The 25,010-nt window shown below is 57.4% G+C and carries 26 protein-coding genes and 1 pseudogene; 13 read left to right on the top strand and 14 right to left on the bottom strand.

From position 1 onward, the window contains the following. The first annotated feature begins 71 nt into the window (after positions 1 to 71). From M0808_RS09105 to M0808_RS09065, 9 genes are all read left to right on the top strand, one after another. Positions 72 to 323 carry a hypothetical protein gene (locus M0808_RS09105; RefSeq protein ID WP_247840805.1) on the top strand — a complete coding sequence of 84 codons (252 nt, stop codon included), beginning with the start codon at positions 72 to 74 and terminating at the stop codon, positions 321 to 323. Further along, the gene (locus M0808_RS09100) at positions 320 to 3,013 is read left to right on the top strand and encodes a toprim domain-containing protein (protein WP_247840804.1); all 2,694 of its coding nucleotides are present in this window, start codon (positions 320 to 322) and stop codon (positions 3,011 to 3,013) included. The genes M0808_RS09105 and M0808_RS09100 overlap by 4 nt, the downstream gene beginning before the upstream one ends. A 23-nt stretch (positions 3,014 to 3,036) precedes the next feature. Continuing rightward, positions 3,037 to 3,870, top strand: coding sequence for a hypothetical protein (locus M0808_RS09095; RefSeq protein WP_247840803.1), 834 nt, complete (start codon positions 3,037 to 3,039; stop codon positions 3,868 to 3,870). An 81-nt stretch (positions 3,871 to 3,951) separates the two neighbouring features. Further along, complete coding sequence (locus tag M0808_RS09090; protein ID WP_121183147.1) at positions 3,952 to 4,215, top strand: hypothetical protein; 264 nt, start codon at positions 3,952 to 3,954, stop codon at positions 4,213 to 4,215. Next, the gene (locus tag M0808_RS09085; RefSeq protein ID WP_121183145.1) at positions 4,212 to 4,424 is read left to right on the top strand and encodes a hypothetical protein; all 213 of its coding nucleotides are present in this window, start codon (positions 4,212 to 4,214) and stop codon (positions 4,422 to 4,424) included. Before M0808_RS09090 ends, M0808_RS09085 begins: the two co-directional genes overlap by 4 nt. Before the next feature lie 120 nt (positions 4,425 to 4,544). Beyond that, positions 4,545 to 4,757: a hypothetical protein gene (locus M0808_RS09080; RefSeq protein ID WP_080769328.1), complete on the top strand. Its 213-nt coding sequence runs from the start codon at positions 4,545 to 4,547 to the stop codon at positions 4,755 to 4,757. Further along, positions 4,754 to 5,902 (top strand): integrase, encoded by a 1,149-nt coding sequence (locus tag M0808_RS09075; RefSeq protein WP_247840802.1) that lies wholly within the window; start codon positions 4,754 to 4,756, stop codon positions 5,900 to 5,902. The genes M0808_RS09080 and M0808_RS09075 overlap by 4 nt, the downstream gene beginning before the upstream one ends. Positions 5,903 to 6,009: 107 nt before the next feature. Then, complete coding sequence (locus M0808_RS09070) at positions 6,010 to 7,140, top strand: hypothetical protein (protein ID WP_247840801.1); 1,131 nt, start codon at positions 6,010 to 6,012, stop codon at positions 7,138 to 7,140. A gap of 549 nt (positions 7,141 to 7,689) precedes the next feature. Further along, the gene (locus M0808_RS09065; RefSeq protein WP_041071339.1) at positions 7,690 to 7,929 is read left to right on the top strand and encodes a hypothetical protein; all 240 of its coding nucleotides are present in this window, start codon (positions 7,690 to 7,692) and stop codon (positions 7,927 to 7,929) included. A gap of 81 nt (positions 7,930 to 8,010) precedes the next feature. Here the strand turns inward: M0808_RS09065 and M0808_RS09060 are convergent. From M0808_RS09060 to M0808_RS09050, 3 genes and pseudogenes are all read right to left on the bottom strand, one after another. Next, positions 8,011 to 8,166, bottom strand: a pseudogene (locus M0808_RS09060) (transcriptional regulator); the annotation flags it as partial. Positions 8,167 to 8,214: 48 nt separating this feature from the next. Further along, positions 8,215 to 8,640 (bottom strand): type II toxin-antitoxin system HicB family antitoxin, encoded by a 426-nt coding sequence (locus tag M0808_RS09055; protein WP_139053587.1) that lies wholly within the window; start codon positions 8,638 to 8,640, stop codon positions 8,215 to 8,217. 30 nt (positions 8,641 to 8,670) lie between these two features. Next, positions 8,671 to 8,853 carry a type II toxin-antitoxin system HicA family toxin gene (locus tag M0808_RS09050; RefSeq protein ID WP_041071532.1) on the bottom strand — a complete coding sequence of 61 codons (183 nt, stop codon included), beginning with the start codon at positions 8,851 to 8,853 and terminating at the stop codon, positions 8,671 to 8,673. 468 nt (positions 8,854 to 9,321) lie between these two features. On the opposite strand from M0808_RS09050, the gene M0808_RS09045 reads away from it, so the two are divergent. Beyond that, entirely contained in the window at positions 9,322 to 9,597 is a 276-nt protein-coding gene (locus M0808_RS09045; RefSeq protein ID WP_115985254.1) for a DUF3077 domain-containing protein, read from the top strand. 51 nt (positions 9,598 to 9,648) lie between these two features. Here the strand turns inward: M0808_RS09045 and M0808_RS09040 are convergent, their stop codons facing one another. Together M0808_RS09040 and M0808_RS09035 are read right to left on the bottom strand one after the other, a co-directional pair. Beyond that, on the bottom strand, positions 9,649 to 10,329 hold the full coding sequence (locus tag M0808_RS09040; protein ID WP_247840800.1) for an RES family NAD+ phosphorylase: 681 nt from the start codon (positions 10,327 to 10,329) through the stop codon (positions 9,649 to 9,651). Then, a complete protein-coding gene (locus M0808_RS09035; protein ID WP_007961687.1) occupies positions 10,326 to 10,736 on the bottom strand; it encodes an MbcA/ParS/Xre antitoxin family protein in 411 nt (136 codons plus the stop codon). Before M0808_RS09035 ends, M0808_RS09040 begins: the two co-directional genes overlap by 4 nt. Before the next feature lie 738 nt (positions 10,737 to 11,474). Here M0808_RS09035 and M0808_RS09030 point away from each other — a divergent pair. Continuing rightward, positions 11,475 to 12,401 (top strand): LysR family transcriptional regulator, encoded by a 927-nt coding sequence (locus M0808_RS09030; RefSeq protein WP_007961685.1) that lies wholly within the window; start codon positions 11,475 to 11,477, stop codon positions 12,399 to 12,401. Here the strand turns inward: M0808_RS09030 and M0808_RS09025 are convergent. The 6 genes from M0808_RS09025 to M0808_RS09000 form a co-directional block, all read right to left on the bottom strand. Beyond that, positions 12,318 to 12,635: an AzlD domain-containing protein gene (locus tag M0808_RS09025; protein ID WP_003220702.1), complete on the bottom strand. Its 318-nt coding sequence runs from the start codon at positions 12,633 to 12,635 to the stop codon at positions 12,318 to 12,320. The two genes, M0808_RS09030 and M0808_RS09025, sit on opposite strands and share 84 nt — an antisense overlap. Beyond that, on the bottom strand, positions 12,614 to 13,330 hold the full coding sequence (locus M0808_RS09020) for an AzlC family ABC transporter permease (protein ID WP_247840798.1): 717 nt from the start codon (positions 13,328 to 13,330) through the stop codon (positions 12,614 to 12,616). The genes M0808_RS09025 and M0808_RS09020 overlap by 22 nt, the downstream gene beginning before the upstream one ends. Continuing rightward, on the bottom strand, positions 13,327 to 13,704 hold the full coding sequence (locus tag M0808_RS09015) for a GNAT family N-acetyltransferase (RefSeq protein WP_003220700.1): 378 nt from the start codon (positions 13,702 to 13,704) through the stop codon (positions 13,327 to 13,329). The genes M0808_RS09020 and M0808_RS09015 overlap by 4 nt, the downstream gene beginning before the upstream one ends. Before the next feature lie 79 nt (positions 13,705 to 13,783). Next, positions 13,784 to 14,530, bottom strand: a complete 747-nt coding sequence (locus M0808_RS09010) for a 2OG-Fe dioxygenase family protein (protein ID WP_003220699.1) — start codon at positions 14,528 to 14,530, stop codon at positions 13,784 to 13,786. 231 nt (positions 14,531 to 14,761) lie between these two features. Continuing rightward, entirely contained in the window at positions 14,762 to 16,048 is a 1,287-nt protein-coding gene (locus tag M0808_RS09005) for an OprD family porin (RefSeq protein ID WP_027611233.1), read from the bottom strand. A gap of 296 nt (positions 16,049 to 16,344) precedes the next feature. Further along, entirely contained in the window at positions 16,345 to 17,013 is a 669-nt protein-coding gene (locus M0808_RS09000; protein WP_247840796.1) for a DsbA family protein, read from the bottom strand. Positions 17,014 to 17,269: 256 nt separating this feature from the next. On the opposite strand from M0808_RS09000, the gene M0808_RS08995 reads away from it, so the two are divergent. Then, entirely contained in the window at positions 17,270 to 19,363 is a 2,094-nt protein-coding gene (locus tag M0808_RS08995; protein ID WP_247840794.1) for a TonB-dependent siderophore receptor, read from the top strand. Between the two features lie 186 nt (positions 19,364 to 19,549). Here M0808_RS08995 and M0808_RS08990 read toward each other — a convergent pair whose 3' ends face one another. The 3 genes from M0808_RS08990 to M0808_RS08980 form a co-directional block, all read right to left on the bottom strand. Beyond that, the gene (locus M0808_RS08990; protein ID WP_007961849.1) at positions 19,550 to 19,762 is read right to left on the bottom strand and encodes a hypothetical protein; all 213 of its coding nucleotides are present in this window, start codon (positions 19,760 to 19,762) and stop codon (positions 19,550 to 19,552) included. Positions 19,763 to 20,007: 245 nt separating this feature from the next. Then, complete coding sequence (aguA, locus tag M0808_RS08985) at positions 20,008 to 21,114, bottom strand: agmatine deiminase (RefSeq protein WP_247840792.1); 1,107 nt, start codon at positions 21,112 to 21,114, stop codon at positions 20,008 to 20,010. A gap of 250 nt (positions 21,115 to 21,364) precedes the next feature. Continuing rightward, positions 21,365 to 24,277 carry an aminotransferase gene (locus M0808_RS08980; RefSeq protein WP_247840790.1) on the bottom strand — a complete coding sequence of 971 codons (2,913 nt, stop codon included), beginning with the start codon at positions 24,275 to 24,277 and terminating at the stop codon, positions 21,365 to 21,367. Between the two features lie 147 nt (positions 24,278 to 24,424). On the opposite strand from M0808_RS08980, the gene rfbC reads away from it, so the two are divergent. Further along, a complete protein-coding gene (gene rfbC / locus M0808_RS08975; RefSeq protein WP_103368291.1) occupies positions 24,425 to 24,970 on the top strand; it encodes a dTDP-4-dehydrorhamnose 3,5-epimerase in 546 nt (181 codons plus the stop codon). The last annotated feature ends 40 nt before the right edge of the window (positions 24,971 to 25,010 follow it).

The raw sequence follows: 25,010 nt of genomic DNA, 5'->3' as shown, positions 1-25,010 counted from the left end.
CTAACCACTAAATCCCCGATCCCCCATTCCCGTGGGTTTGGGTGAGCTGCGCCCGAAATTGAGGTTTGACGATGGAAAACGCCCTGAACATCAACGCAAAACTGCCACCGGTGCAGGCCGAAGCGCTCTTGGCCAACCTGCGCGAGCAGTACCGTCTCAGCCTCAATGACCTTTGGTATTCCGACCATTACCGCCTGATCCCCGAAGGGCTGCGCCACGGGTCGATCCTCACGAACGATCCGATTATGGCCGCTCGAAAACATCTGATCGGCGCCCTCGCCGGCGCCCTGACTCAAAGCCTCAAAACAGTGAAAAAACCATGAGAGACGATCTCCGCTCCGACGTCCTGCAGCGCCTTGAGAATGACTACGGCCTAAAACACCGTACCGGCACCGACTACATGCGCGGTGGTGAATGCCCCAAGTGCAGGAAGAAAGAGCTGTATTCACGTCACGACAAGCCGTGGCTGGTTATCTGCGGTCGCCCTGAAAAGTGCGGCCACACCATGCACGTCAAGGAGATCTACGACGATCTTTTCGAAGACTGGAGCAAGCGAGCCCCCGCTACGGACAGTGCACCAACGGCCACAGCCCGCGCCTATCTGGAGTTCGGCCGGGGCTTTGACATCCAGTTGATTGCTGGCTGGTTCACGCAAGACACCTACTACTCCTCTCAGCACAACGCAGGCAGCGCGACAGTGCGTTTCGCCTTGGAGAAAGGCGGCTACTGGGAACGCTTGATCGACAAGCCGGGACGCTTCGGAAAGATGAAAGCGCGTTTCGCTCCGGGTGAAAGCTACCGGGGGGTGTGGTGGTGCCCGCCCTGTGTGGATCTGCTCGAAGCGAAAGAAGTGTGGATCGTGGAAGGCATCTTTGACGCCATCGCCCTGGTGCACCACTGCATTGCCGCCGTGTCCGCCATGTCATCCAACGCCTTCCCGGCTGACTCGCTGCAGGCGTTGGTCACAGCACGCCCGGGCAATCTGCCGAAGCTGGTTTGGGCGTTGGACAACGAACCAGGTGCACACGCCTACACTAAACGTTGGGTACGTATGGCCCGCGAATTGGGCTTTACCTGTGAGGCCGCGCAGATCCCTCAGCGGGACAAACGCAAGGTCGATTGGAACGACTTACACCAGCGCTGGCAGTTCCTGGACGAAGGCGAGAAGCGCGACACCCAAATTGAAAAAGACATCACCATTGCTCGGCATCACGGCGCGCTGCTGATCGCTGAGAACGCTACCGAAAAAGCCCTGGTGATGTTCGATTGGAAGCGTCGAAGCGAATTTCATCTGGAGTTCGGCAATCGCCTGTATTGGTTCAAGCTTGATCTGGAGAAGTACAACAAGGCCATTCAGGAACTGGAAGACAGCGAGCATCACGACGATCAGCAGCTGAACAACAAACAGATGCGGGCGAAAGCCATGCAGCAATGCGGCGCGCTGCAGCGCATCGCTACCTGCAATCCGAAAGCCCTGTACTACCAGGAAAACAAGCTCACAGACGAGTCCTGGTATTACTTCCGGATCACGTTTGCACACGACGCTGCGCCGATTAAAAACACTTTCACCAGCGCTCAGATCTCTTCATCGGCCGAGTTCAAAAAGCGTCTGTTGGGCATTGCCCCCGGTGGGATGTTCACCGGTACAACGCAGCAATTGGACGCGTTCATTGAGGAACAAACCGACGCTCTCAAGACCGTTCAAACCATCGACTTCACGGGCTACACCCGCGAACACGGCGCATACGTGTACGGCGATGTGGCGGTACGCGACGGTAAAATCTTCAAACTGAACGAAGAAGACTTCTTCGACATGGATCGCTTGAGCATTAAAACGCTCAGCCAGTCAGTGACCTTGAACCTGAACACTGACCTGGAGAAATTCGACACCGAATGGCTCGACATCATTTGGCAATGCTTCGGTGCCAAAGGGATGGTCGCCCTCGCCTTCTGGTTCGGCTCATTGTTCGCCGAGCAGATCCGGCAGCATCAAAAGAGTTACCCCTTCATGGAAATTATCGGTGAGCCAGGCGCCGGTAAATCCACCCTGATCGAATTCCTATGGAAGTTGTGCGGACGCCTCGACTACGAAGGTTTTGACCCCACTAAAGGCACCCCAGTTGCTCGGGCACGAAACTTTGCCCAGGTCGGGAATCTGCCGGTGGTGTTGATTGAATCTGAGCGCGAAAAATCAGATGGAAGCCAAACCCGCCAATACGACTGGGACGAACTGAAGACCGCCTACAACGGCCGCAGCGTTCGCTCAACCGGTGTAAAAAACAACGGTAACGACACCCGCGAACCGCCCTTCCGTGGCGCCGTGGTCATCGGTCAGAACCACGCGGTGAACGCCTCTGAACCGATCCTGCAGCGCCTGGTGCACATCGCCATGACGAAGGACGGGCAGACCCCGCAAACCAAGCTGTTGGTTGAAAAACTTGAGCGTATGCCCGTCGACCGCGTGAGCGGGTTTCTGCTCAAGGCAACCACGTCGGAGTCCTCCGTGATGGAGACCATCCGCGCGGAGGTTCCGACCTACGAACAGGCGCTGCTGGCCCTGCCTGAAATTCGCACCGTCCGGATCGCAAAGAATCATGCCCAGCTGCACGCGCTCGTAGACGCACTGGTGCACGTCGTTCCTCTGAAAAAGCATCAGTTGGAAGCCACACACGCGGAGATCCAGAACATGGCCAAGGATCGCCAGTTGGCCATCAATGCTGATCACCCGGTCGTCGTCGAGTTTTGGGAACTGTACGAATACCTAAACAGCGCTGCCGGCGGACTCAACCACTCACGCAATGACAGCTTGATTGCGGTGAACCTCAACGACTTTGCCAAAGAAGCCGCGGAGAAACGCCAGAAAGTCCCGGACATGACCGAGCTGAAACGCCACCTGAAAACCAGCAAGTGCCCGAAGTTCGTGGAGACAAACCGAACCGTTTGCTCTGCCTGGGAGTTGGACGCTGCAGACAAACCGAAAACCGTGCGCTGCTGGATTTTCCAAAGCGCCTAAACCCGCAACTCAGGAGTGACCCAATGAAAGTAGAGACTATAAATCTGAAGTCGGCGATTCGCTTTGGTGACTTTTACAACGTCTTCGGGCCTGACGGTGTTGTGACCATGGCCTGGTGGCTTGGTGCATTGCACGCCGATCGCATTCGCAAAGAACAAGGAAGCTTTCCGTTTCTACAAATAACCGGCCAGCCAGGTGGCGGCAAAGGCCTGCTGCTCGACTACCTGTGGAAACTGAGTGGGGAGGAACATTTTCAGGGGTGTGCTCCTGATCACGCATCACGAGCAGGCCGGTCTCGCTTTATGACCAACGCCGGCAACAAGGTCACCGCACTGGTGCCTATCCATGAGAAAGCAACTGGCGACTGGGCGGACGAGCTGAAGCCGCTTTATGACTCCAATGCGGAGTTTTTAGACCACAGCCGAGGTGGCGAACTGACTAAGTTTAAGGGAGCGATTTTGATCGTTGCTGATGCCCCTTTGCGCTGCAGTGAGGCCGTCAAAAGCAGAATGCAGACAGTGTTTTTGCATCCATCCAAACAAGACAAGAAATTCCGATCGGTGGCACAGCTTATTGAGTTAAGCGCTGACCGTGCAGGTGCATTTGCCGGAGTGTTCCGACATCACGAAGACCTGATTCTGACGGCGCTACAAGGAATGGTGCCAGCACAGATGGCCGAGTATGAAAGGCAATTCCGCGAGGATTTGAATGGGCGGTATGCAAGGAATTTCGCTCAGGTCGCGGCATTAATCGAAGCGCTGTGCGACCTCGTTGGCCTATCCGAACGACAACGCTCTGCAGCACTGAGCAGGCTACACAGCACGGATTACCTGATGAATAACGACGTACCGTTCTGAAACAGTCGGCGTACGCCATGAATTGAAGGGGTGTCGAGGAGTTGCACCTCCCCGACACCAACCACTACCGAGGGCAGAACCATGCAAGCACAGCACCCGAGCAGCAGCGATCCGAAGGCTAACACACAGGGCAGTAACGACGCTCAATCAGCCCGGCACCTAATGGCAATTCGGATAGTCGGCACAGCGATATTCGACTACCAGGTTACCAAGACTGACGAAGCGCGAATCCGCCTTGAGTGCTTGGCCACCTTCGCCAAGCAGCAGGGCGATATTGATGCGGCCGAAGCCGCCATTGTGGCCCAGCTACTGGCCAGCAACGCGTCATCGGGGGTCAGCATATGAGCGATGGCAAAACAATCCGGGAGCGGCCAGCGATGGCCAGTAAGCGATTGGATTTACCGAGCATCTGCGACATCTGCGGCAACGCCCGATCTACCCGAAAACATCAAAAGTGCAGCCGTATTCGCCAGCATCGAAAGACTGAGGAATGGGCCGCTGTAATGGCCGAAAAGGCTGCAATCAGAAAAGCAAAGGAACGCCGTTATGTTTAAACGCCGCGAGCAAGCAGCACCAGAATCAAATCCAGTAGTTTCTACTACGCTTTCAGCAGAACCCGCCTCTACACTGGTCTGTCATCAGGCGCGGGAATACACAGGTTCGAGGGTTGTACCGTGAGCCAAGCAACAACAGGTGTTTTGACCTTTCAAGACCTGCAGCACATCACCGGTTATCAGCGTCGATCCGATGTTGAGCGCTCGCTGATCGCCCAGGGTGTGCGCTTGTTCCGTGGCCGAACTGGCCCGTGGACAACGCTTGACCTGATTAATCACGCCGGCGGCGTCACGTCGGCGAGCGCTGAAAGGTACGACACCGACATATTATGAGGCGAGCGAGGAAACGTAAGCATAACCCCCATATCCCTGCCCATATCGATCAGGCCGCCCTCCCGGCGGCCGTTTACTTCGACCATCGCGACAGTGGTGTCTGGTACACCCTTCATCGGGACGAGACAGGAAAGCAGCGCCGCCAAAACGTGGCGCCCGCTGCCGTGTCGCTGGCAGAACTCCATCAAATCATGGACGAGGCGTCCAACGTCGATCGGGGAACGCTGCGCTACGTGTGCGAACAGTTCCACCTAAGCGACCGATACAAAAAACTCGCTCCCAAAACCCACGACGATTACTGCTACTCCCGCGATGTACTGCTGAACATTCCCACCAAATTGGGCAAGCCGCTGGGCGATCTCGCAGTGAAGAAATTCACCGCCGCCCTGGTGCAACGTATTGTTGATCGGATCGCAGACGAGGGTACGCCCTCAAAGGCGGCGCACGCACTGCGTTATCTGCGCCGCGTTCTGCAGTGGGGACGTAATCGGGGTTTCCTTGAAGTGAACCCAGCCCTGGGCATCGAAGCGCCGGTAGAACGTAAACAACGCCGGTTGCCACGGTTGAACGTTATGGACGTACTCATCGATCGCGCAACGGCGCGTGGACGTCTGGCACGTAACGAGCCTGGCGGTTGTCCCGAATACCTGGCCAGCGTGATGGAGTTGGCCTACCTTTGCCGACTACGCGGCATTGAGGTCGTGACGCTCACGGATGCGAACGAGCTGCAGGAAGGGATTCTGACCAATCGGCGCAAGGGCAGTCGGGACAACATCGTCCGATGGACGCCGCGACTGCGCACCGTTTGGGAAGGCGCGAAGGCTTTGCGCGCCAAGGTTTGGGAACGCCGTAAAACGCCTATCCCGATTGCGGCGTCAAAGCGCTTTATCATCGTGGCCAGCCACGGTGGCCCGCTTCGAAAAACAAGCCTCGACACCGCTTGGCAACGCTTCATCACTTTGGCGATCGCAGACGGAAACATCGATCCGGAAGATCGCTTCGCGCTGCACGATCTGAAACGGCGCGGCATCACTGACACGACCGGCACCAGGGCCGACAAACAGGAAGCGAGTGGCCACCGTGACGCGAAGATGATGGACGTGTACGACCACAGTATCCCTGTCGTTTCACCCTCTGCTGACTGACGGCACGATCCTAGAAGGACGGCTGCCTTCAAAAAATAACGAAGGCAGCCGCGTAAAAGCTAAGCTGACAAGCCACGGCCGAATGCGCCAAAGTAGGGAAGCAAGGCATGAGAACTGACGAACCGAGCAAAGGACGCAGCGCTAAATCTGCGCGAGATGAGTTCAGCCCTTCCACAAAAAGCATTCTTGCACTGCGCGTTGCCTACCGTTGTTCATTTAAAAACTGTGACAAGACAACCATTGGCCCCAGCGATTCCGCTATCAACAAAACCATAAGCATTGGCGAGGCTGCCCATATCACCGCTGCTGCGCCGGGAGGCGCGCGGTACGATCCCACTCTGACCTCAGAGCAGCGGAGTAGCATCAGCAACGGGATATGGATGTGCAAAATTCACGCTCGGCTCATCGATGTTGATCCCTCTGTCTATCCCGCACACCTACTCCACGCGATGAAGGCAGAACACGAGTCGCGCATAAACCTCGAAATTTCCGGTTTGAACCCCGGACAAAACGCGTTCGACTTCATAGCCATTGGCCCTTCGATAGTCTTTGTTGGAGATTTGGTAGCTGCAGAACAGAGCAAGTGGAGCTATCGCGTAGAACACTTTGTTATAGGAGATCTTTCTGAACTGTTGAGATACATCGACCAGTTCGAAAGCACGGATCCTTATGACAAATACGTGCTTGTCAATGAACTTGGAGACGGCCGCGAGCTGTTGGCCGCACCATCATGGTCGAAAAAGGGCAATGACTGTGTGATCACAACTCAGGTTAAGCCCAGTTTTCCGAAGATTGATGTACATAAGCTGCCAATGACGATGGCACTCAGTCAAGACAATGATTTTCAAATCATCAACGGAAGTTTTGCTCGTATAAGAGGCTTGGAGGCGCTCCCTCAACAAGTCAAAACGTGCCTTTCAATGAGCCGTGGAGAGTCCTATTTCGCTCCCAGCTACGGCACGCGAATTCGTGAGTATTCCGTCGGTTTCTTTGGCTCGCCCTGGCTTCCAAGGCTAATCAAGCTGGAGGCCATCAGGATGGCCGCAATTCCATACGTAGACAGCCTCGGGATAACGCCGCCGACGACACCGCTTCGCTGCGTTCGGAAGGTTATTTCAATTGAGCAAATCGACACTGTCGGTGACCGTGGCTGGTATCGATTCCGTGTTGACTTGGAGATTGAGGGGTTAGGCGAATGGTCACGGGAAATTCAGATCCTCATATCCGAGAATCTTTGAAGTGATCATCTGCCCCGTAACAGGCGAGCCAAAACCCGCGAAACCCGAGGTTTCTGGCGTGGTCGCACGTAACAACAAATCACGTAAGCCATTGTTTTTATTGTTTAAAGCACCTTCCTTGTAATCAGTAGGTCCCGGGTTCGACTCCTGGTGCCGGCACCATACAAAACGAAGCCCCTGCAGAAATGCAGGGGCTTTGTTGTTTCTGGCGTTTGAATATGAAAAGCGCAACAGCTGAGTGTTCATGACTTTGACCATGAGGTTATGAGCGCTCACCCTATCTAAAAGATCTTTGCTGTAGATCGCGGCAACCCACACAAGACCGCCTGACTTTATCAGCGCAAAAGGCCTCCCCATGGAGCAAAGCCAACAATCTGCAGACACGCCATTCAGCACCTCGCCAGCAGTTGAGATATCGAACTCCCCCACCGACAAAATTCAAATAAGCGAGCGCTGAAGGTCCGTCACAAGTTGATACGCGAAGTTGATTTTGACGCAGAGCTTTGCGCATAAACTCGCCGCCGACAACATGGAACAGGGAGTCAACTGATGTCTACATGCAAAAAAGCCTTGGAAATCCGCGAAGCATTTGAGGAGGCCGGAAACGCGCTCTCGTTATTCATCGATCTGTGCACATCTGATATTCAACTCACCCAACGCAGCATACTGGCCTTGTCGGCTTATGGCAGAACTTGCATGAACACCTTTGAGGACGCCGAACGCTGGTTGCGCAGTCAAGACGAGGCACGAGCCAACGTCCTCCCTGAACAGACCAAAGCAGGGAAATAAGGGACAGACCACTTTTTGAGCTGAGACTGTGGTCTGAATCTATTTTTCCCCACCTTATTTTGCTCGTGTCACTACGGAGCTTAGGTTGGCGAAAACGCTTTGAGAAACCCCGGCCTTCCTTTGCACTTCAGTGGCCGCCGAGAGCGGCAGCAGCGTTACGCGCGAGGCCTTTCCAGCCTTCATCTGTCGTACAGATTCCATCAAGTCCGTCTGAAATCGCTCTAGCTCATTTGCCATGCCTTTTCTTCGCCTTCAGCTATTTTCTCCAACGCTCGCTTGCTGAACTTATGCAGCTTGAACCGAAAGCGAAATCCGCCTTCCAAGTTGCTGCAACGCACGCTCAACATTCTCGATTTTGGAGTGATGCAGAAAATCTACCAAGCGATCGACCTGGGGCCGTTGTACGCCGAGACGACGTGCCAACTCGGCCTTGCTTAAACCTGACTCCAAAAGCGTATTCCACAGAGCAACCTTTGCTGCAGTCAGCGCAGGCAGACGCAATACGACGCCACTTGCCTGTTCTCCTGCCTGCCCGGTCGGAATCAACCGGCGATCATCAACGTATATCGAGAGCGCCGTCTCGATTGCATCAATGGCGGTGTCCAACGCTTGCTCGAGGGTGTCGCCAACGGCGTGCATCTCAGGAATTTCTGCGCAGGTCAGCCAGACACTGCCCGGCTCTTCGTGAACTTCCAACGCATATTCGAACATCACACTTCCTCAGATGGGTACAGCCGGGTCTCAATCCTTGAGGCCCAGCTGCTTGATTATCGATTTTCTCAACCCTTCGCCCATTTCCTTGGCTCCATGGTCGGGAAACACAGTTGATTTGCCATTCAAGGAAACCTTGAAGTGACTGCCCTTGCCGGTTTGAAACTCAACGCCTTGCGCTTTCAACCATCGCCGAAACTCGCTGTACTTCATGTGCATCACTCGCCATTTCGGCAAAGCGAATGTGCAACATATTTGCTGCGATCGCAACATAAGTGTTGCACTACACAGAGATGGCAACGGCACCACCTGGCCACGATTGCGCACCCGTCCTCCGCAAGCTACCGTCAAACCCGTCGCTGCCAATTCAGCGACCGGGCCTGAGAACCCGCGTAAGATACAGGCGCACCAGCGCCCAAAATCACGATTGCCGGCGCTTTTTTGTGTCCGCATTCACGTGTAATGGCGGCTGTGCGTGGGAGACCTTCGGGTCTGCCGGGTTCCTGTATCTCCGGTTTCTCAGCCTGCGCATAGCTGCCACCCTTTCGCCTGAGAACGAAAATGGCAGCTCTCATTTGATACAGGGAGTTCACAAATGAATGCCATCGATCCATCCGTAATCCGCCGCGCTGCCACACCGGTCACCTCACACCACGCCTTACGTACGGCAGGTGAAGCGAAATGACCGACTACCTCGATTTGAAAACACCAGGCCTTACGCACTTTTCCTTCCAGGCCAATCAAGCGCTGTTCCGCACCAATCGTGGTGTTCCAGTGATGGCCGCCCTCTCGCACGCCTCACACTTGCTTCACATTTCCAAGTTACTGACTGCAGATTCCACAGTTTCTCGCGATCCTGACCTTCACGCTTACGCCTCGCAGTATCTGCAGGAGTTGAGCAAGGCGCTGATTGACGATGTGGTGAAAGTTCTGGATGCGCCAACAGCAAGCCATTGACGTAAACCGCCAAAAGAAAGCCCTCGCCATACCGCGAGGGCTTCTTGTGTTTCAAACCTGACTGATCTCAAACACAAACGAAATCCTGCGTTGACTCGCACTCCACACATAACGCAGATGTTTGCCCTGCTTCGGAATCGACACCGCTGGCGGCCGGAAAGCGGCGACACATTCGTGGCCCGGCAGGCGAACGCTGTTGTAGAGCATCCCCCACGATTCAGACTCACGCAGTTGTCGGGCAAACGCCTGGGATGGGCCATAGGCGTCTGGATCGGGTTGATGCAAATCGGGAAAGTCATCACGAACATCATGCAGCGGCTTAACCACACGATTGACGTAAGTACGCATGGTCAACTCAAGATCCGCCTCGTTGGTGGCCGCGAGGAAACGTTCCTGGTGATAGCAGGTTTCGGCGATGGCCGCGGCCTGGCTGCTGGCGGCGTAGTAGACGCCGAAGGTGCCATCGGTGAAGCGGCTGCTTTTGCCGATGTGGGTAAACGCCGCCATCACCGGAGTTGAACCGGGGCCGGAGAGTCGGTCTTCGGGACGCACGCGGGCGAGGACGCCGGCCTGCTCGATCAGGCGATCGTTGGTCAGCGCTTCCAGCGCGTAGGCGATTTCCAGGTCTTCGGGGTCGAGCACGTCTTCGAACAACGCAATCGGCGGGAAGCTGCTGTTGACGATCCGGTAGGCCTTGGGCCATTGCGGATCGGCCAGCGGGGGGGCCTTCAACCGCGCACCCCGTCGAGGTAGCGGCGCACATCAGCGATGTCGACCACCCTCCCCGCCAGCATGTAATCCAGCGCGGTCCGGCCATTGAATGGCGCCGCCGTGTTGGGGCTGCTGACCCACGTATAGGCGCGCTCGCGGCTGTTGCTGAAGATGATGCTCAGCGCCTTGTGAATGCCCATCAGATACGAGATGCGCTCCAGCGTGTCATGCGGCAGACGAATGTTCGGCGGCAGGTGTTTGTACTTGTAGAACGTGGTGTTGCCAACGCCGCCCAACAGCGTGCGCTGCTGCTCGGCGTTGCAACCCCAGCGCTCCATGAGGTTGAAGAAAAACTTCAGCGCGACGCGCCCGGCTTCGGGGACGTCGAGTTGTTCACGCGGGGTGAGGGCTGGGGATGAGGTAGGCATGATTGTCCTTCTTCGCAGGTCCGCAAGCTGAGCGTAGTACAGATATGAATATTTTCAATGAAATTATTCGTATACGAATAAACGCCTAAGAATCCCAAGTTGACACGTTAATGTCCCGTGGCAGAGGATCTGCCTCAAGAGCGCGAAACCGACTGCCATCAGGTGGCGATAGTCGGCGTTAGGAACCCCGTTGATTACCTGAAAATCAGCGCTCGGGTGAGACCTCTTCCCCCGTTCAATGGAGCAAAAAGCCGACAGCAATGTCGGTTTTTTTTGCCTGTTTTACTTGAGCATTTCGCTTGCCTGGTCGGAGTGTTGGCGAACTTTCCCTATGTGCATTCACATACGGACGCTCTTCAGCGCCCCGTAAATGGCAGCTCCAGAGTCGCAACAACCCGGTGGCGAAGAAATTGGAAAGCCTCCCTGATGCTAAGGGCACTCGCGCTCAAAGCTGAAAAATATCCGCATAAGTCGCCGGGGAAATTACAGGAGCCATAAGCCGTTTCTCCTCGAAAAACCCACCCTGCGCACCAAAACCACGCACTTTTCTTGACCCCAATCACCCCCACGTCATCAAAAATCCCGATCCTGTGTCAGCTTCCAGCCATCGGCGGGGACATCAATTCGCTACTAAACCCGCGACAACTATGCTCAGGTGCTGGAATATAGCCGGCATATGACGCCGGATCGGCAGTCTCGTAAACAACAATACCCAGCCCACTTCAGAGGGCATTACCCATGGATAGCAGAACCTTACGCAACCTCATGCGCATCGTGCAGACCGGCTCGTTGTCGGCCGCAGCCGAGCATTCGTGCCTGACTGTGCAGGCCCTGGCCGCGCAGTTGAACAAGGTCGAAGAGCAGTTCGGTTTCCGCTTGTTTCGACGTTCCAACAAAGGGCTGACGCTGACGCCGCAAGGCACGGAGCTGACGCCCTACATGGACAAAGTGCTGATTGCCACGCGACAGATGGAAGAAAAGGTCGAGGCGCTCAAGGTGCCGGGCCAGCGCACATTGAAGGTTGCGTTGAACAACACGTTGTCGTCTGACTTCAACCGGCGAATGATCGGACGCCTGATCGAGGTGTTTCCCGATTACCAGATGGAATTCAGCTACGCCGAGTCGATGGAGAACCTCAGCAAGCTGAAGAACGAAGACTTTGACCTCGCGGTGCTGATCGGCCCGCAGCGGCCGGGTTTGCCGAGCATTGTTTTGCCGGATGTACAGGTGCAGGTGGTCGGTGCCCATTGCGGGCAGGAAAACGATCCACTGACGTTGCTGGGCAACAAGTTTCAGGTGCGTCCTGCGGAAGATTGTCCGTATTCCCACAGTTTCCTGCGTTTTCTCGACGCCGGACTGGGCAATCACGAGAACGGTCAACGCATGGTCTATTCCTGCAGCGAAACCCTGACCCTGTCGCTGATCACGCAGATGGACGCGGTGGGCATGGTGTCTCGTGAGGCCGCGCAAAAGAACGGCCTGACGATTTTCCCCGGATTCGAGGATTTCCTCGAAGTGCGTCTGGCGGTGAACAACCCGAACCTGTCGGGGCAGGCCCTGAATGACGTGGTCGATCTGCCGCTACATGAACGAGCCGAGCGCAATGTACGCAGCCGTCCCAACCGCCACACTGAGAAAGAGGTTTTTGCTGAAATACGCACATAACAACGTCGGAATGGCTGCATAAAATTCCGGGCGATCGAGCTGTAGGTGCTGATCCTTGATCAACAAGGGTGTCAGGCTGATCGCAGCGACGATCGCCACCGGCAGGTACTCCAGCGCCCGCGCAACGAACGGCGGCCAGTGCTCGGTGTTGACTTGCAGCGGCAGCGCGCGTGGCAGGAAGGTCACGGCCATCATCAGCGCGACCACCAGAATCAGGAACGTTTGGTCAGGCATACACCCACTCCGCAGCCCACGAACGTGGCGATGAAAACGTTGAACGGCGAAGTACCGACCAGGCTCAGCGCGCCCATGCAGACGACGGCAGCCGCGGCGGCGATGAGTTTGTTGCGGGTGTTGCACAGCGACACCAGCACGTAGAGCATCATCGCGGTCAGTGCGTAGTCGAGCTGATATTTGATCAGGTGCGATGCATATTGCGCGCAGATAGCGCCCAACAATCCGCCCAGCACCCAAGAGGTGTGGCAGAACAGGTTGAAGCCGATCAGGTAACGGATGTTGACCGGCGCGCCGGTGCCCAGTTTGACGCTGTGGAACGCAAAGGATTCGTCGGTCAGGCCACCAGCGTAGGCCCAGCGCTCCATGCGGCTGAGCCCCAGTGCGCGCAGGGCCTTGGCCATGTACACCGACATCAGCATGTGCCGTGCATTGATCAGGAAGGTGGTCAGCACGATGGTGGTCAGCGAAGCGCCGCTGGAGATCAGCGCCAGTGCGGCGAATTGCGAAGCGCCGGCGTAGACGAACAAGCACATCGCCACCGGCAGCCACATCGGCAGCCCGGCGTTGACCGCCATCAGCCCGAACACGAACGACACCGTGAAGTAACCGGCCACCACCGGGCTGGCTTCGGCAAACGTGCGCGATGGCTGATGAGCAGCCATCGGCGGCGCACTGCCGGACGTTTCATTCATAGATCCCTCTCAAATGTCCGCTCGCCGTGGGGTTCGCAAAAACCCTGGGCAGTCCAGAATCGCTTGCCCGCGAGGTTAGCATCGTCGACGAACAGAAACATCCGTAATACACCGACCCGTTTCATGTCGGATGACGCTGCTTCCACCAACCGCTGGCCGACGCCCTGACTGCGATAGCGTGGGCTGACCGCCAAGTGGTTGATGGTGCCGCGACTACCGAGCATGCCGCCGAGCACCGCACCGACGATTTCGCCTTCGACGTCGAAGGCCAGATAGGCCGTGGTGGTCTTCTGGATCAATACACCGCGCAGGCATTTGGCGTCCTGCCATTCGCAGAACGACACTTCGTCGAACTGCCGGAAGAAGCGCTCCATGCGCTGCGCGTCCTTGGCGGTGGCGCGTCGCAGCACCACCGGCGTCGAGCACTCGACGCCATCGATTGGGGTGATCTGATTAGCGAACAATGTCGAAAGCGGTCCCGGGCCGCGAGAAGGAAATCGCCAGAATCTGCCGGTACGCCATGGCATGCGTGTGGGTGTTGCGCGCCGGAGTCACGTAATGGCGCATGTCGCGATCAAGGAAGTACGTGGTGTCGAGGATTTCCTTGTAGGTGGTCGACGCCAGTTGATGCTCGTGAACATCGTACAAACGGCTTTCCGCGCCCTCGACGTTGTTGCGCCCCCAGAAGTGCACACCACTGAACGGATAGCCGTCGCAGTGAATCCCTTCCGGGGTGATTTCCAGTTGCTTGCCGGGTTTGATCTCGATGCGGATCTGATGAATCTGGCACTGCCAAATCTCATCGTGCAATTCTTCCGGCAACACGCTTTTGTACACTTCAAAATCGGTGTCGATCAGGCTGCGCATTACCGGCGACGTGATCACTTCATCAGAGAAGTCCTGAAAGTGCCGCACAACACCGCCCACGTAGGCGTTGTTCTCTTTCGACTGCACGTACGCGCGATGCTCGAGTTGCTTCAATTCACGTGTTTTCGGGTTGTACTCAAAGTCGCTGTAACGACGGTAACGCATGCCGGCTTCGGCCTGACCGTAATAACTGTCTGGCTCCATGTTTTCCCAACTTTTGGTCAGTCTGACGAAGTCGGCAAAATGACCGTAGAGATTGAAGTCACCACCCTGGACGTTGACATATTTGTCGCGCCGTAGCGATTCGCCCACTTCTCTGTTCAAAACGATCATTACCAAATTCTCCGCTGCGTTGAGCGGCCTAATCTATTAGGTGGAGAATTTGCGTCCATGAGAAAGAATTTCAGGCATTTAAAGCCCTGCTTGAAACGGTACTTGAAGACGCTTCAAAACAACTTTTACGTGACAAAAACACGGGTTTTTTACGGTTTTTGCGAAAAAGACGTCGAAAAAAAACCCCGAGCCAGTCGGGGTTTTCTCATGTTTCTTACACCGGATCGTTCATCAGAAGATGTTGATCGGGTAGTCCACGAATACACGCACTTCGTTGCCGCTGCTGTTGTAGTCGGCGGATTTCTGCGACACGCGCAGAATCGAGCTGCGCAGTTTCACGCTAAGGTCTTTCGCCGGACCGCTTTGCACGACGTATTTGACCTGGTTGAAGATCTCACGCTCGGTGCCGCCACTGCTGGTGTCGGTGGTGATGTTGTCGCCACGCACGTAAGCAAAGTTGTAGCTCAGGCCAGGTACGCCAAAGGCACCGAAGTCCAGGCCGTAGCCCAGTTGCCAGCTGCGCTCGTCTTCAGCGTTGAAGTCCGACCAGTACGAGTTGGCCAAGTAAATGGTGTTGCCACCGTCGCCCTGACGACGACCATCGTTCTGATAACCGCCGTACGGATAACCCAGGTTGCTGTCACCGGTACTGCGCTGGTGCGCCACGGTGAACGAGTGCGGGCCGGTGGCGAATGTGGCCGCCAGGCTCCAGATCTTGTTGTCCTGGCCGCCGGTGTTCTTGATGTCGGCATAAGACTTGTCGAGCTTGGTGCGATAGCCGTTGAAGTCCAGGGTCAGGGACTGATCCTTGTCGATCGGGAACACGTAGTTGGCGTTCACGTACTGCTTCTTCATGACGTCTTCAACGTCGGAAGCGTACAACGCCGCCTTGAACTGTTCGGTGAACTGGTAGCTACCGCCCAATACGTTGATCGACTTCAGACCACCGCTGTCACGGCCTTCAGCGCTTTTACGCGATTCGGCAGTGAAACGACCGGCGTCCAGTTGCAGGCCTTTGATCTCTTTGGAGGTGATCAAGGTACCGGTGTAGCTTTCCGGCAGCAGACGCGAGTTGTCGTAGTTCAGCACCGGCAGGGCCGGCATCTGGTCGCCGTAGGTCAGCACGGTGTTGGACACGCGGAATTTGACCGCAGCGCCACCCTTGGACAGGTCGTCAGCCGCATTGCCGCTGTCACCCTGTTTGAAGAAGTCGATACCACCGGCGCCGCTGCGGCCCTTGCCGCCATCCAGACGCAGTGCGTAAAGACCGAAAGCATCGACACCCACACCAACGGTGCCTTGGGTGAAACCGGACGAAAACGTACCGATGGCCGCTTGGCCCCACTCGGCTTTGTCCGGGTTGCCGTCTTTGTAATCACGATTGATGTAGGCATTGCGCAGCAGCACTTTCAGGCTGCTGTCTTCAACAAAACCCTTGGATTCGGCCTGGCCGTCAGCCATTGCCGAAGTGGCACTCAACATCCCCAGTGCGATCAGACTGATTCGCTTGTTCAACATTTTGTTTTCCTTATTACGGGTTGAAACGCGCTGTGTCGAACGGCTGAAACGGCGCTATTGCACTCTTTTTTCACCCCGAAACAAAAAGACCCGCCCACGGTAAAACCGTGTCGGGCCCTTTTATTATTTTTGAGTCATGGCGGTTGGCCACAGGCGTTGGGCCGAATCGTAGCCGCGCCCTCAATAATGTGTCAATTTCAAGAATCGTCTTTAAATAGGTAAAAATCGTCTAAGAATCGTAAATTTTGCGATAGCGTATTGCTCGGAAATGCGCTCAGCCAGTGAATCCAGTGCGATTACGCGCAACCGTCGAGACCGCATTGCGCGGCGGATTGCCCCGACTCAACAGTGACAACCGCTTGCCCCAACCAGTCGGCGAAGGCCTGCGGTTTGCCAAGCCATGGGCTGATGTCGATCAAGGTAAATTGCCCGTCCTGCTCCAGCGCCAACGTCGGAAATCCCTGGCCGCCCAGTTGTGCCAAGAGCTCTCGGCTGGCTTTTACATGCGCTGTCGTATCAACGGACTTAAACGCAGCCGCGAAGATGTCACGGGTGTAGCCCAACTCACGGGCGAGTTCGAAAAGTACGGATTCATCGGCAATCCGCCGTCCTTCCACGTAATGCGCCGTCTGCAAACGTCCGAGCATCTGCAAACCGCGACCGTCGATGGACTCTGCCGCCATCACCGCCGCGATCGGCGGCGTCGAATCGAAAACCGCCGATTGATCACGCAGCAGGCCTTCGAAATACGCTTCGCCAAAGGGTTGTCCGGTGTATTCGGCAATGCGCCGGTCGTGGGGCATGACGTAATCACGCAGTTGCGGCGAAACGCGCTGGCGATTCGCGCCGCTCATCATTCCGCCCGCATGGGCAACGACCGGCAACACTTGCTGCGCCGCTTGCACCAGCGGTTTGGCACCGTAGCACCAGCCGCACAATGGATCGTAAATGTAGTGAAGGATCATGGGAGAACTCCGGCAACAAAGTAGAAATATTCGATGCCGGCAGACTATTCCTACGCGTGTTGGGGAAAAACGCCGGAATGGCTCTCAGACTGTTTCGAGAATCGGTCGAATGGATCGACCGGTCAGGATGTATCGAAATCGACATAAATTGAAACAATCTGACAGGGGAACTTCTCAGGAATAAATTACGGGAGCAAATGCAAAGCATTACCATTCGCGCGTTTGAATTTCCTTACCCTTTCGGATGCGCTTTTCCATGCCTGCCCCGTTCCGCCTCACGCCTGTCACCCTTGGATTGTCTGCCTTTCTGTCCAGCGGTTTTGCTTACTCCGCCACCGAACTGCCCGCCACCGCGATCAGCGCCGAAGAACAAGCCGAGGACCCGCGCGTCAAGATCAGCAACACCGCGACTCGCACCTCCACCCCGGTGCGTTACGTGCCGCAGGCCATCGACTCGATCAAGACCACGAATGTCGCCGACTACGGCACCAATGACATCGGTGACGCCCTGAGCGGGATTCCCAACGTCAGCAGCAGCGCCGACACGCGCTTCGACAGTCTGCGCATCCGCGGCTTCGACGCCAGCAACGACTTCTATCTGGACGGCATCCGCGACGACAGCCAGTACAAGCGCGACCTGCACAACATCGAGCGGGTCGAAGTGCTCAAAGGTCCGGCGGCGGTACTTTACGGCCGTGGCAGCCAGGGCGGGATCGTCAACCGCGTGAGCAAGCTGCCCGAGTTCGGTCGTCGTTCGACCATCGAGGCCCAGGGCGGCAGCGACGACCTGCGCAGCCTGTACGCCGACCTCAGCACCGACCCCAGCGAAAACCTCAGCCTGCGCCTGAACATGGGCAACATGGATGAAAACAGCTTCCGCGACGGCGTCAGCGGCAACCGCCAGCTGTTCGCGCCGTCGATGAGCTGGCAACTGACCCCAGACTTGAACTGGCTGGTGCAATACGAATACAGCCGCTACAACCGCACACCGGATCGCGGCATTCCCGGTGTGAATGGCCGCCCGGCGGATGTCGGTCGCGACACCACCTACGGCAACGATCACGATTTCATCGACGACAAGGCGCAGTCCCTGCGCTCGAAACTCACCTACGAGATCAACGACAACTGGCAGCTGCGCCAGACCCTCGGCGTGTTCAAGCTCGACAGCGATTTCGACAACACCTACCTGACCAGCTTCGATCCGAAAACCAACAAGGTCGCGCGCCAGCACTGGCAGCAGGATCTGACCACCCGCAACGTCTACAACAACCTCGAACTGGAAGGTGGTTTCGATACCTTTGGCCTTGAGCATCGCCTGTTGACCGGCGTCGAGATCGGCAGCCAGCGCCGTGATCCGAAGTTGTACAACGCCGCGACTGGCAAGACCCCAGGCGCACAACCGGTGCCGTCACTTGACCTGTTCAACCCCAACCGCGAGCTCCGTCACACCGGCAGCATGCAGGTGTTCAGCGACAGCCACACCGAAGTCGAAAGCCGCGCGGTGTACGTGCAGGATCAGTTGCGTCTGAACGATCAATGGCAACTGCTGGCCGGCTTGCGCTACGACACGTTCGATATCGAGTCGACCAACCAGCTCAAGAACCTCACTGAGGATCGTGACAGCCACAGCACCAGCCCGCGCTTCGGGATTGTCTGGACGCCACTGCAGAATCATTCGTTCTATGCCTCGTGGTCGAAGACTTTCTCGCCCGTTGGCGGCGGCCTGATCGGCATCACCCCGGGGGCTGCCGGCAATAGCAACGACTTGAGTCCGGAGCTGACCAAACAGAAAGAAATCGGCGTGAAAAGCGACTGGCTGGATGATCGCTTGAGCACCACCCTGGCGGTCTACGACCTGGAACTCTACAACCGCCGCACCAGCGACCCGAACGATCCGACCCTGACCGTCATGACCGGTCTTCAGCGCTCACGGGGTGTGGAGCTGACCGCCACCGGCAAATTGGTCGGCAACTGGTACATGCGCGGTGGCGTCGGCGTGCAGGACACCACCATCGAAAAGGATAACAACGGCCTGGAAGGTAAACGCGTCAACAACGTGGCCAAACACAACGGCAGCCTGTTTCTGACCTGGAAACCGGAGATGGGCTGGTACGGCGAAACCGGTCTGACCCTGGTCGGCCAGCGTTATGCCGACAACGCCAACACCACCGTGCTGCCGGGTTACGGCCGCTGGGATGCGCTGGTCGGCTATCGTTTCAAGGACTGGGACTTGCGCGCGGCACTGAACAACATCACCGACCGCGAGTATTACGCTTCGGCCACCAGCCAATATCAGATCCAGCCAGGCGCACCGCGCAGTGTGGTGATGACCGGTACTTACAGTTTCTGAATGCACACAAACCCTGTGGGAGGGGGCTTGCTCCCGAAGGCTTCGTGTCAGGCAACACCATCGTCACTGACTGATTGCATTCGGGAGCAAGCCCCCTCCACAGGTTCAATGTTCGCAATGGTTTCCATCGTGCATAAAAAAGCGCCGCCATCCCGGCAGCGCTTTTACCAATCCCTGTTGTTTTTCTTATCCTTCCATCACAGCCCATAACGCTTCCAGTTCGGCCTCGCTGAACAGGCCAGCGGGGTAGCGCTCGATCATCATCCGGCGCGGATCAGGTTCCCTGATCTGACGCGTTCCATTGGACTTCAAAAAGTGCGCGACAATCTGGAGCGATTCGCCGTTGACGGCCATGGGATGCAAAGTCCGCTCGCTGACTACGTTCACTTCGGCGTTCATTTCAGCGCTCTCTCCCCGTTCGTGAGCGGCCAAGTTATCCAAGGTATATGACAGAACTGTTGAAGTTCCCCCCTCTCCCTAGTGCACTTTGTCCGATACAAGAGCTATGCCAAGGTTTCCGATTTGTCGACAGGCGGATACAAACAAGCCCGCGGTCCAACAGGGCCGCGGGCTTGTTTGAATGTGTAGCAAGCTAATCTTTGCCTGGCCGATTTATGAATCAACTCAAGCTGTTACGTCTCAACTCACTCTTTGTGCGGGGCTGGCTGTTGTTGGGTAAGGCAGTGGATATTGCCGCCGCCCAGTAACAGTTCACGGCCCGGCACCATCACCACTTCGTGTTGCGGGAACAGCTTCTGCAGGATTTCCCGCGCAGGCGCGTCCATCGGATCGTCGAAGCTCGGCGCGATGATGCCGCCGTTGACGATCAGGAAGTTCACGTAGGAACCGGCCAGGCGCACGGAAGGGTTGCGCTCCTGCGTACCGTCGACCGGATCGACACCGGCGCACTCCTCTTCGGTCGCGTACAGCGGCCCCGGAATCGGCATCTTGTGCACCGTGAACGGGCGCCCCTTGGCGTCGGTGCTGCTTTGCAGCACGTTCATCGCCGCCTGGCAGCGCGGGTAGTTCGGATCCTGCGGATCGTCGGTCCACGCCAGCAGCACTTCGCCCGGGCGCACGTAGCAGCAGAAGTTATCCACATGACCGTCGGTTTCGTCGTTGAACAGACCATCCGGCAGCCAGATGATCTTATCCACAGACAGATTGTCGCGCAGCACCGCTTCGATCTCTTCGCGGCCCAGGTGCGGGTTGCGGTTGTGATTGAGCAGGCACTCTTCAGTAGTGATCAGCGTGCCTTCGCCGTCGACGTGAATCGAACCGCCTTCAAGCATAAAACCTTCGGTGCGATAACGCGGGCTGCGCTCGATCTCGAGGATCTTGCCACCGACCTGCGAATCACGGTTCCACGGCGAATACAGACCGCCTTCAAACCCACCCCAAGAGTTGAAGTCCCAGTTCACACCGCGCACTTCACCACTGTTGTTGATGACGAACGTCGGCCCGGTGTCACGCACCCAGGCATCATCGCTGGACATCTCGACCACGCGGATATTTGGCACGTCGAGACGTGCGCGTGCGTTCTCGTACTGACCGGCCGACACGGCAACCGTCACCGGTTCAAAACGGGCGATGGCCTTGGCCACTGCAACGTGCGCGGCCTGCGCCGGCTTGCCACCCAGGCGCCAGTTGTCCGGACGCTCAGGCCAGATCATCCAGGTCTGGGTCTGCGGCGCCCACTCGGCCGGCATGTAGAAGCCATCGTCACGCGGGGTACTTTTCAAAGTGGTCATCGGATCAGGACTCCTGGGAACCGTCGAAGGGTTGCAAAGCGATGGCGACTTTATAACCGATAAATATCGTATTTTAAATGCTTTAAAATGACGCTCGTCTAAAAAAAACAGTTAAATACCGATACAAATCGAATTAGCACTGCCCCCCCATGTGGGAGCGGGCTTGCTCGCGAAGGCGGCACATCCGTCGATATCACCTTTGAATGAAGAACCGTATTCGCGAGCAAGCCCGCTCCCACAAAAGCAGCGTTTACAAACCTTCTTCGAGTACGCGATCCAGCATGTCGACAAAGAAGTCCACGCTGCGCCGCGAGGTGACCATCGGCGGTTTGATCTTGAGAATGTTCAGGTCATCCCCGGTCGGTTGCATGAAGATCCCCAGCTCGCGCAGGCGATCGCACAACAACGTGGTCTCCTCGGTGGCCGGCTCCAGCGTCTCGCGGTTGCGGATCAGCTCTACCCCCAGATAGAACCCGGAACCATGCACCGCGCCGACCAGCGGATGTTTATCGATCAACGCCTCGAGCCGCGTCTTGAAATGCCCGCCAACCACCTGGGCGTTTTCCCAGAGCTTTTCTTCTTCCATGACATCCAGCACCGCCATACCGACCTGGCAGCTCACCGGACTGCCGCCGGCCGACGAGAAGAAATAGCCTTCAGCTTCCAGCGCCTCGGCGATTTCCCGACGCGTAATAACGGCGCCGAGCGGCTGGCCGTTGCCCATGCCCTTGGCCATGGTGATGATGTCCGGCACCACGCCCTGCTCTTCGAAGCCCCAGAAGAAGTGGCCCATGCGCCCGTAACCGACCTGCACTTCGTCGGCGATGCACACCCCGCCCTGCGCACGTACCAGCGCATAGACCTGTTTCAGATAACCGGGCGGCAGGGAAATCCCGCCGGCATTGCCGTAAACCGGTTCGCAGATGAACCCGGCCAGTTGGCGCTTCTGCGCGGCGATATGCGCCAGTTGTGCCTCGACGCTGCGCACATAGTCCGGCGCAGAATCCAGGCCACGGAATTGGCCACGATAAATATTCGGCGCGTTCACCGGGTGCACCCAGTCCGGACGGCTTTCCAGCGCACGCGGGTTGTCGGCGATGGATGTCGATACCGCATCGGCGCCGACCGTCCAGCCGTGATAGGCCTCGAGCACACTGAGCATGTCGCGCCCGCCGCTGTAGGCCCACGCCAGACGGATCGCCAGGTCGTTGGCTTCGCTGCCGCTGTTGACCAGAAACACCCGGTCCATGCCGTCCGGCGCCAGCTTCAGCAAGCGTTCGGAAAACTCCGCCACTGCCGCATAGTTGAAGCGCGAGTTGGTGTTGAGCAGCGACCACTGTCGCGCCGCCACCTGAGCCATGCGCGGATGACCATGGCCGAGCACTGCAACGTTGTTGAGCATGTCGAGATAGGAACGGCCCTGCATGTCGATCAGGTGATTACGCCAGCCACGCTCGATGCGCGGCGGGTCGACGTAATAATGCTTTTGCGTGCGGGCGAAACTGGCGTCGCGTCGTTCGAGCAAGGTTTTCGCATCCAGCTCGGGTTCGGCATCGCAGGCCAGACCCAGCAAAGTGGCTGGCGATGGACACAGGGCCTGCCAGGCTGCAGCGCGCGCAGGACTGCAGAACAATGGCGCATCCAGCGATGCAACGCGGCTCAACTGTACCTTCAACGGACCGTCGACCGAACCCAGCACCTGACCTTTGACCAGCGCCGCGCCGCTGTGCAGCGAGGCGTTCACGCCCCATAGGCGCACGCTGAGCTGTGGTCCGTCGAGTTGCAGCACACCATCCGCCGCGTGATGCAGCACACCGGCAAACGGCGCTTCCACCGCCGAGCCCTGCGGCACGCGCAACTCAACGTGCAGCGGGAAAGTCTCCGGTTCGACGGCACTGTCGGGCCGCGTCTGCGACAAGCGATATTGCCCGTAACGACTGGCCGCCAGGCCATGCGCGGCCGCGGCTTCAGTGAGCAGTCGTTGATCGATACCCTCCTGCTCCCAGTTGCCCGCCTCGAAATGCGGACTCAGGACACCAAGGTCGATCAGCGCAAATTCGCGCCCGACCAGCTCTGGCAACAGTGGCGCAAAACCCTCGCTGCCGACCGTCGGCAGACGCTGGCCGACTGACGTGAGGATCGCCGCTTCCATCAGCGCCAGGGGTACAGAAGTGGCCACGTGGAAAATTTCCCATTCGTGGCCAAGGTTGTCGCGACTATAGGTATTACCCGGATCGATGCTGACCTGTTGCTCGCCACTGAGCACCAGCACCGCCGCCCGCGCCACGATCAACGGCCACAACGCCAGCAACTCCTCATGTTGCAGCGGATTGACCGCGTGATAGGCCTGCACCGCCGGCAGAATCACAAACGGATCACCGCCGGCATGGTGCAGCAGCGCCGCGCACGTCACCGACAGATCGGTGATACGCCAGGTGCGCACCAGATCACCGAAGTCGATCACGCCCTGCAATTGCCAATGACGCTTGGCATCGCGTTGCCAGACAGCGTTATCGTCGGTGATGTCCATGTGGATCGCCTGCACCGGCAGCTTGTCCTGCAACGGCTGCAAGCGACGTTCGGCCTGTTCGGCGGCTTGCGCGATCAAGGCGCGCTGGCGCTCATCCTGAATCACCGGCAGCAGATGGCTGATCAGCGCACTGGCGTGGCGGGCGTCCCATTGCAGCGTGCGCTGAAGGCCCGGGTGATCGAAGCCGGCCAGGGCCAGGTCCATCTCGCCACACAACCGACCGAATCCGGCCACCACGTCATGGCCCAAATGCTCAAGATGAGTCAGCGGCTGACCTTCGATGTAGTCCAGCAACCGCACGTGCACCGGCTCGCCGTCGGCTTCCAGCGACAACAGATCCTCGCCGTTACTGGCCGGGATCACTTTGGGCACGTGCACCGACGAGTGCTCGGCAAGGTACTTGAGGCCTGCATGCTGAGCCTGCAACTCCACAAGTGCATAATCGCCGCGGCAGATTTTCAGGACAAAGCGCCCACGCTCACTGTCGACCCGATAATTCAGGTCCTGCTGACTGCCCAGCGCCTGTAGCGTGCCGCTGAGCCCGTAATGCTCGGCCAACCACTGCCGTGCCTGCGCTTCAGAAACCTGCGGGCTGGGCAAACTGGCGCGATGAATCAACGTGGCGAGCGGCATGGGACGACCCCTGAGATTTTATTAGGTGCCTATATCGCCATTGCTGCAGTGGATGCGCAACCCCCGACCGGAGATATTCAAGCGCTCGCATCCGCCGGCACTTTGCGCAAGAATGTCGGCCATTCACCCCTATCTGGAAAAAACCTCATGAATGTAATCACCACCGATCTGCCCGGTGTTCTGATCATCGAACCCAAGGTATTTGGTGACGAGCGCGGCTTCTTCTACGAGAGTTTCAACGCCAAGGCGTTCCAGGATGCAACCGGTCTGGACACTCAATTCGTTCAGGACAACCATTCGCGCTCGCAGAAAGGCGTGCTGCGCGGCCTGCATTACCAGCTGCAGAATACTCAAGGCAAACTGGTTCGGGTGACCGCCGGTGAAGTGCTCGATGTAGCCGTGGACATCCGTCGCAGCTCGCCGCACTTCGGCAAGTGGGTTGCTGTACGCCTGTCGGCCGAGAACCACCGTCAATTGTGGGTTCCGGAAGGCTTTGCCCATGGTTTCGTGGTGCTGAGCGAGTTCGCCGAATTCCTCTACAAGACCACCAACTACTACGATCCATCGTCCGAACGCAGCATTCGCTGGGACGACCCTGCTCTGGGCATCGACTGGCAACTGGACGAAGCGCCGAAGCTGTCGGCCAAGGATCAGGTCGGTGCCTTGCTCAAGGACGCTGACGTCTTCGCCTGAGCCTAGGCATAATGCGCCTGTTCACTCAGGCGCATCCGGC

Source organism: Pseudomonas sp. MWU12-3103b, assembly GCF_023100615.1.
Lineage (GTDB): Bacteria > Pseudomonadota > Gammaproteobacteria > Pseudomonadales > Pseudomonadaceae > Aquipseudomonas > Aquipseudomonas putida_A.
The sequence above is the reverse complement of the archived record's forward strand: the minus strand, read 5'-3'. Positions and strand labels throughout refer to the sequence as shown.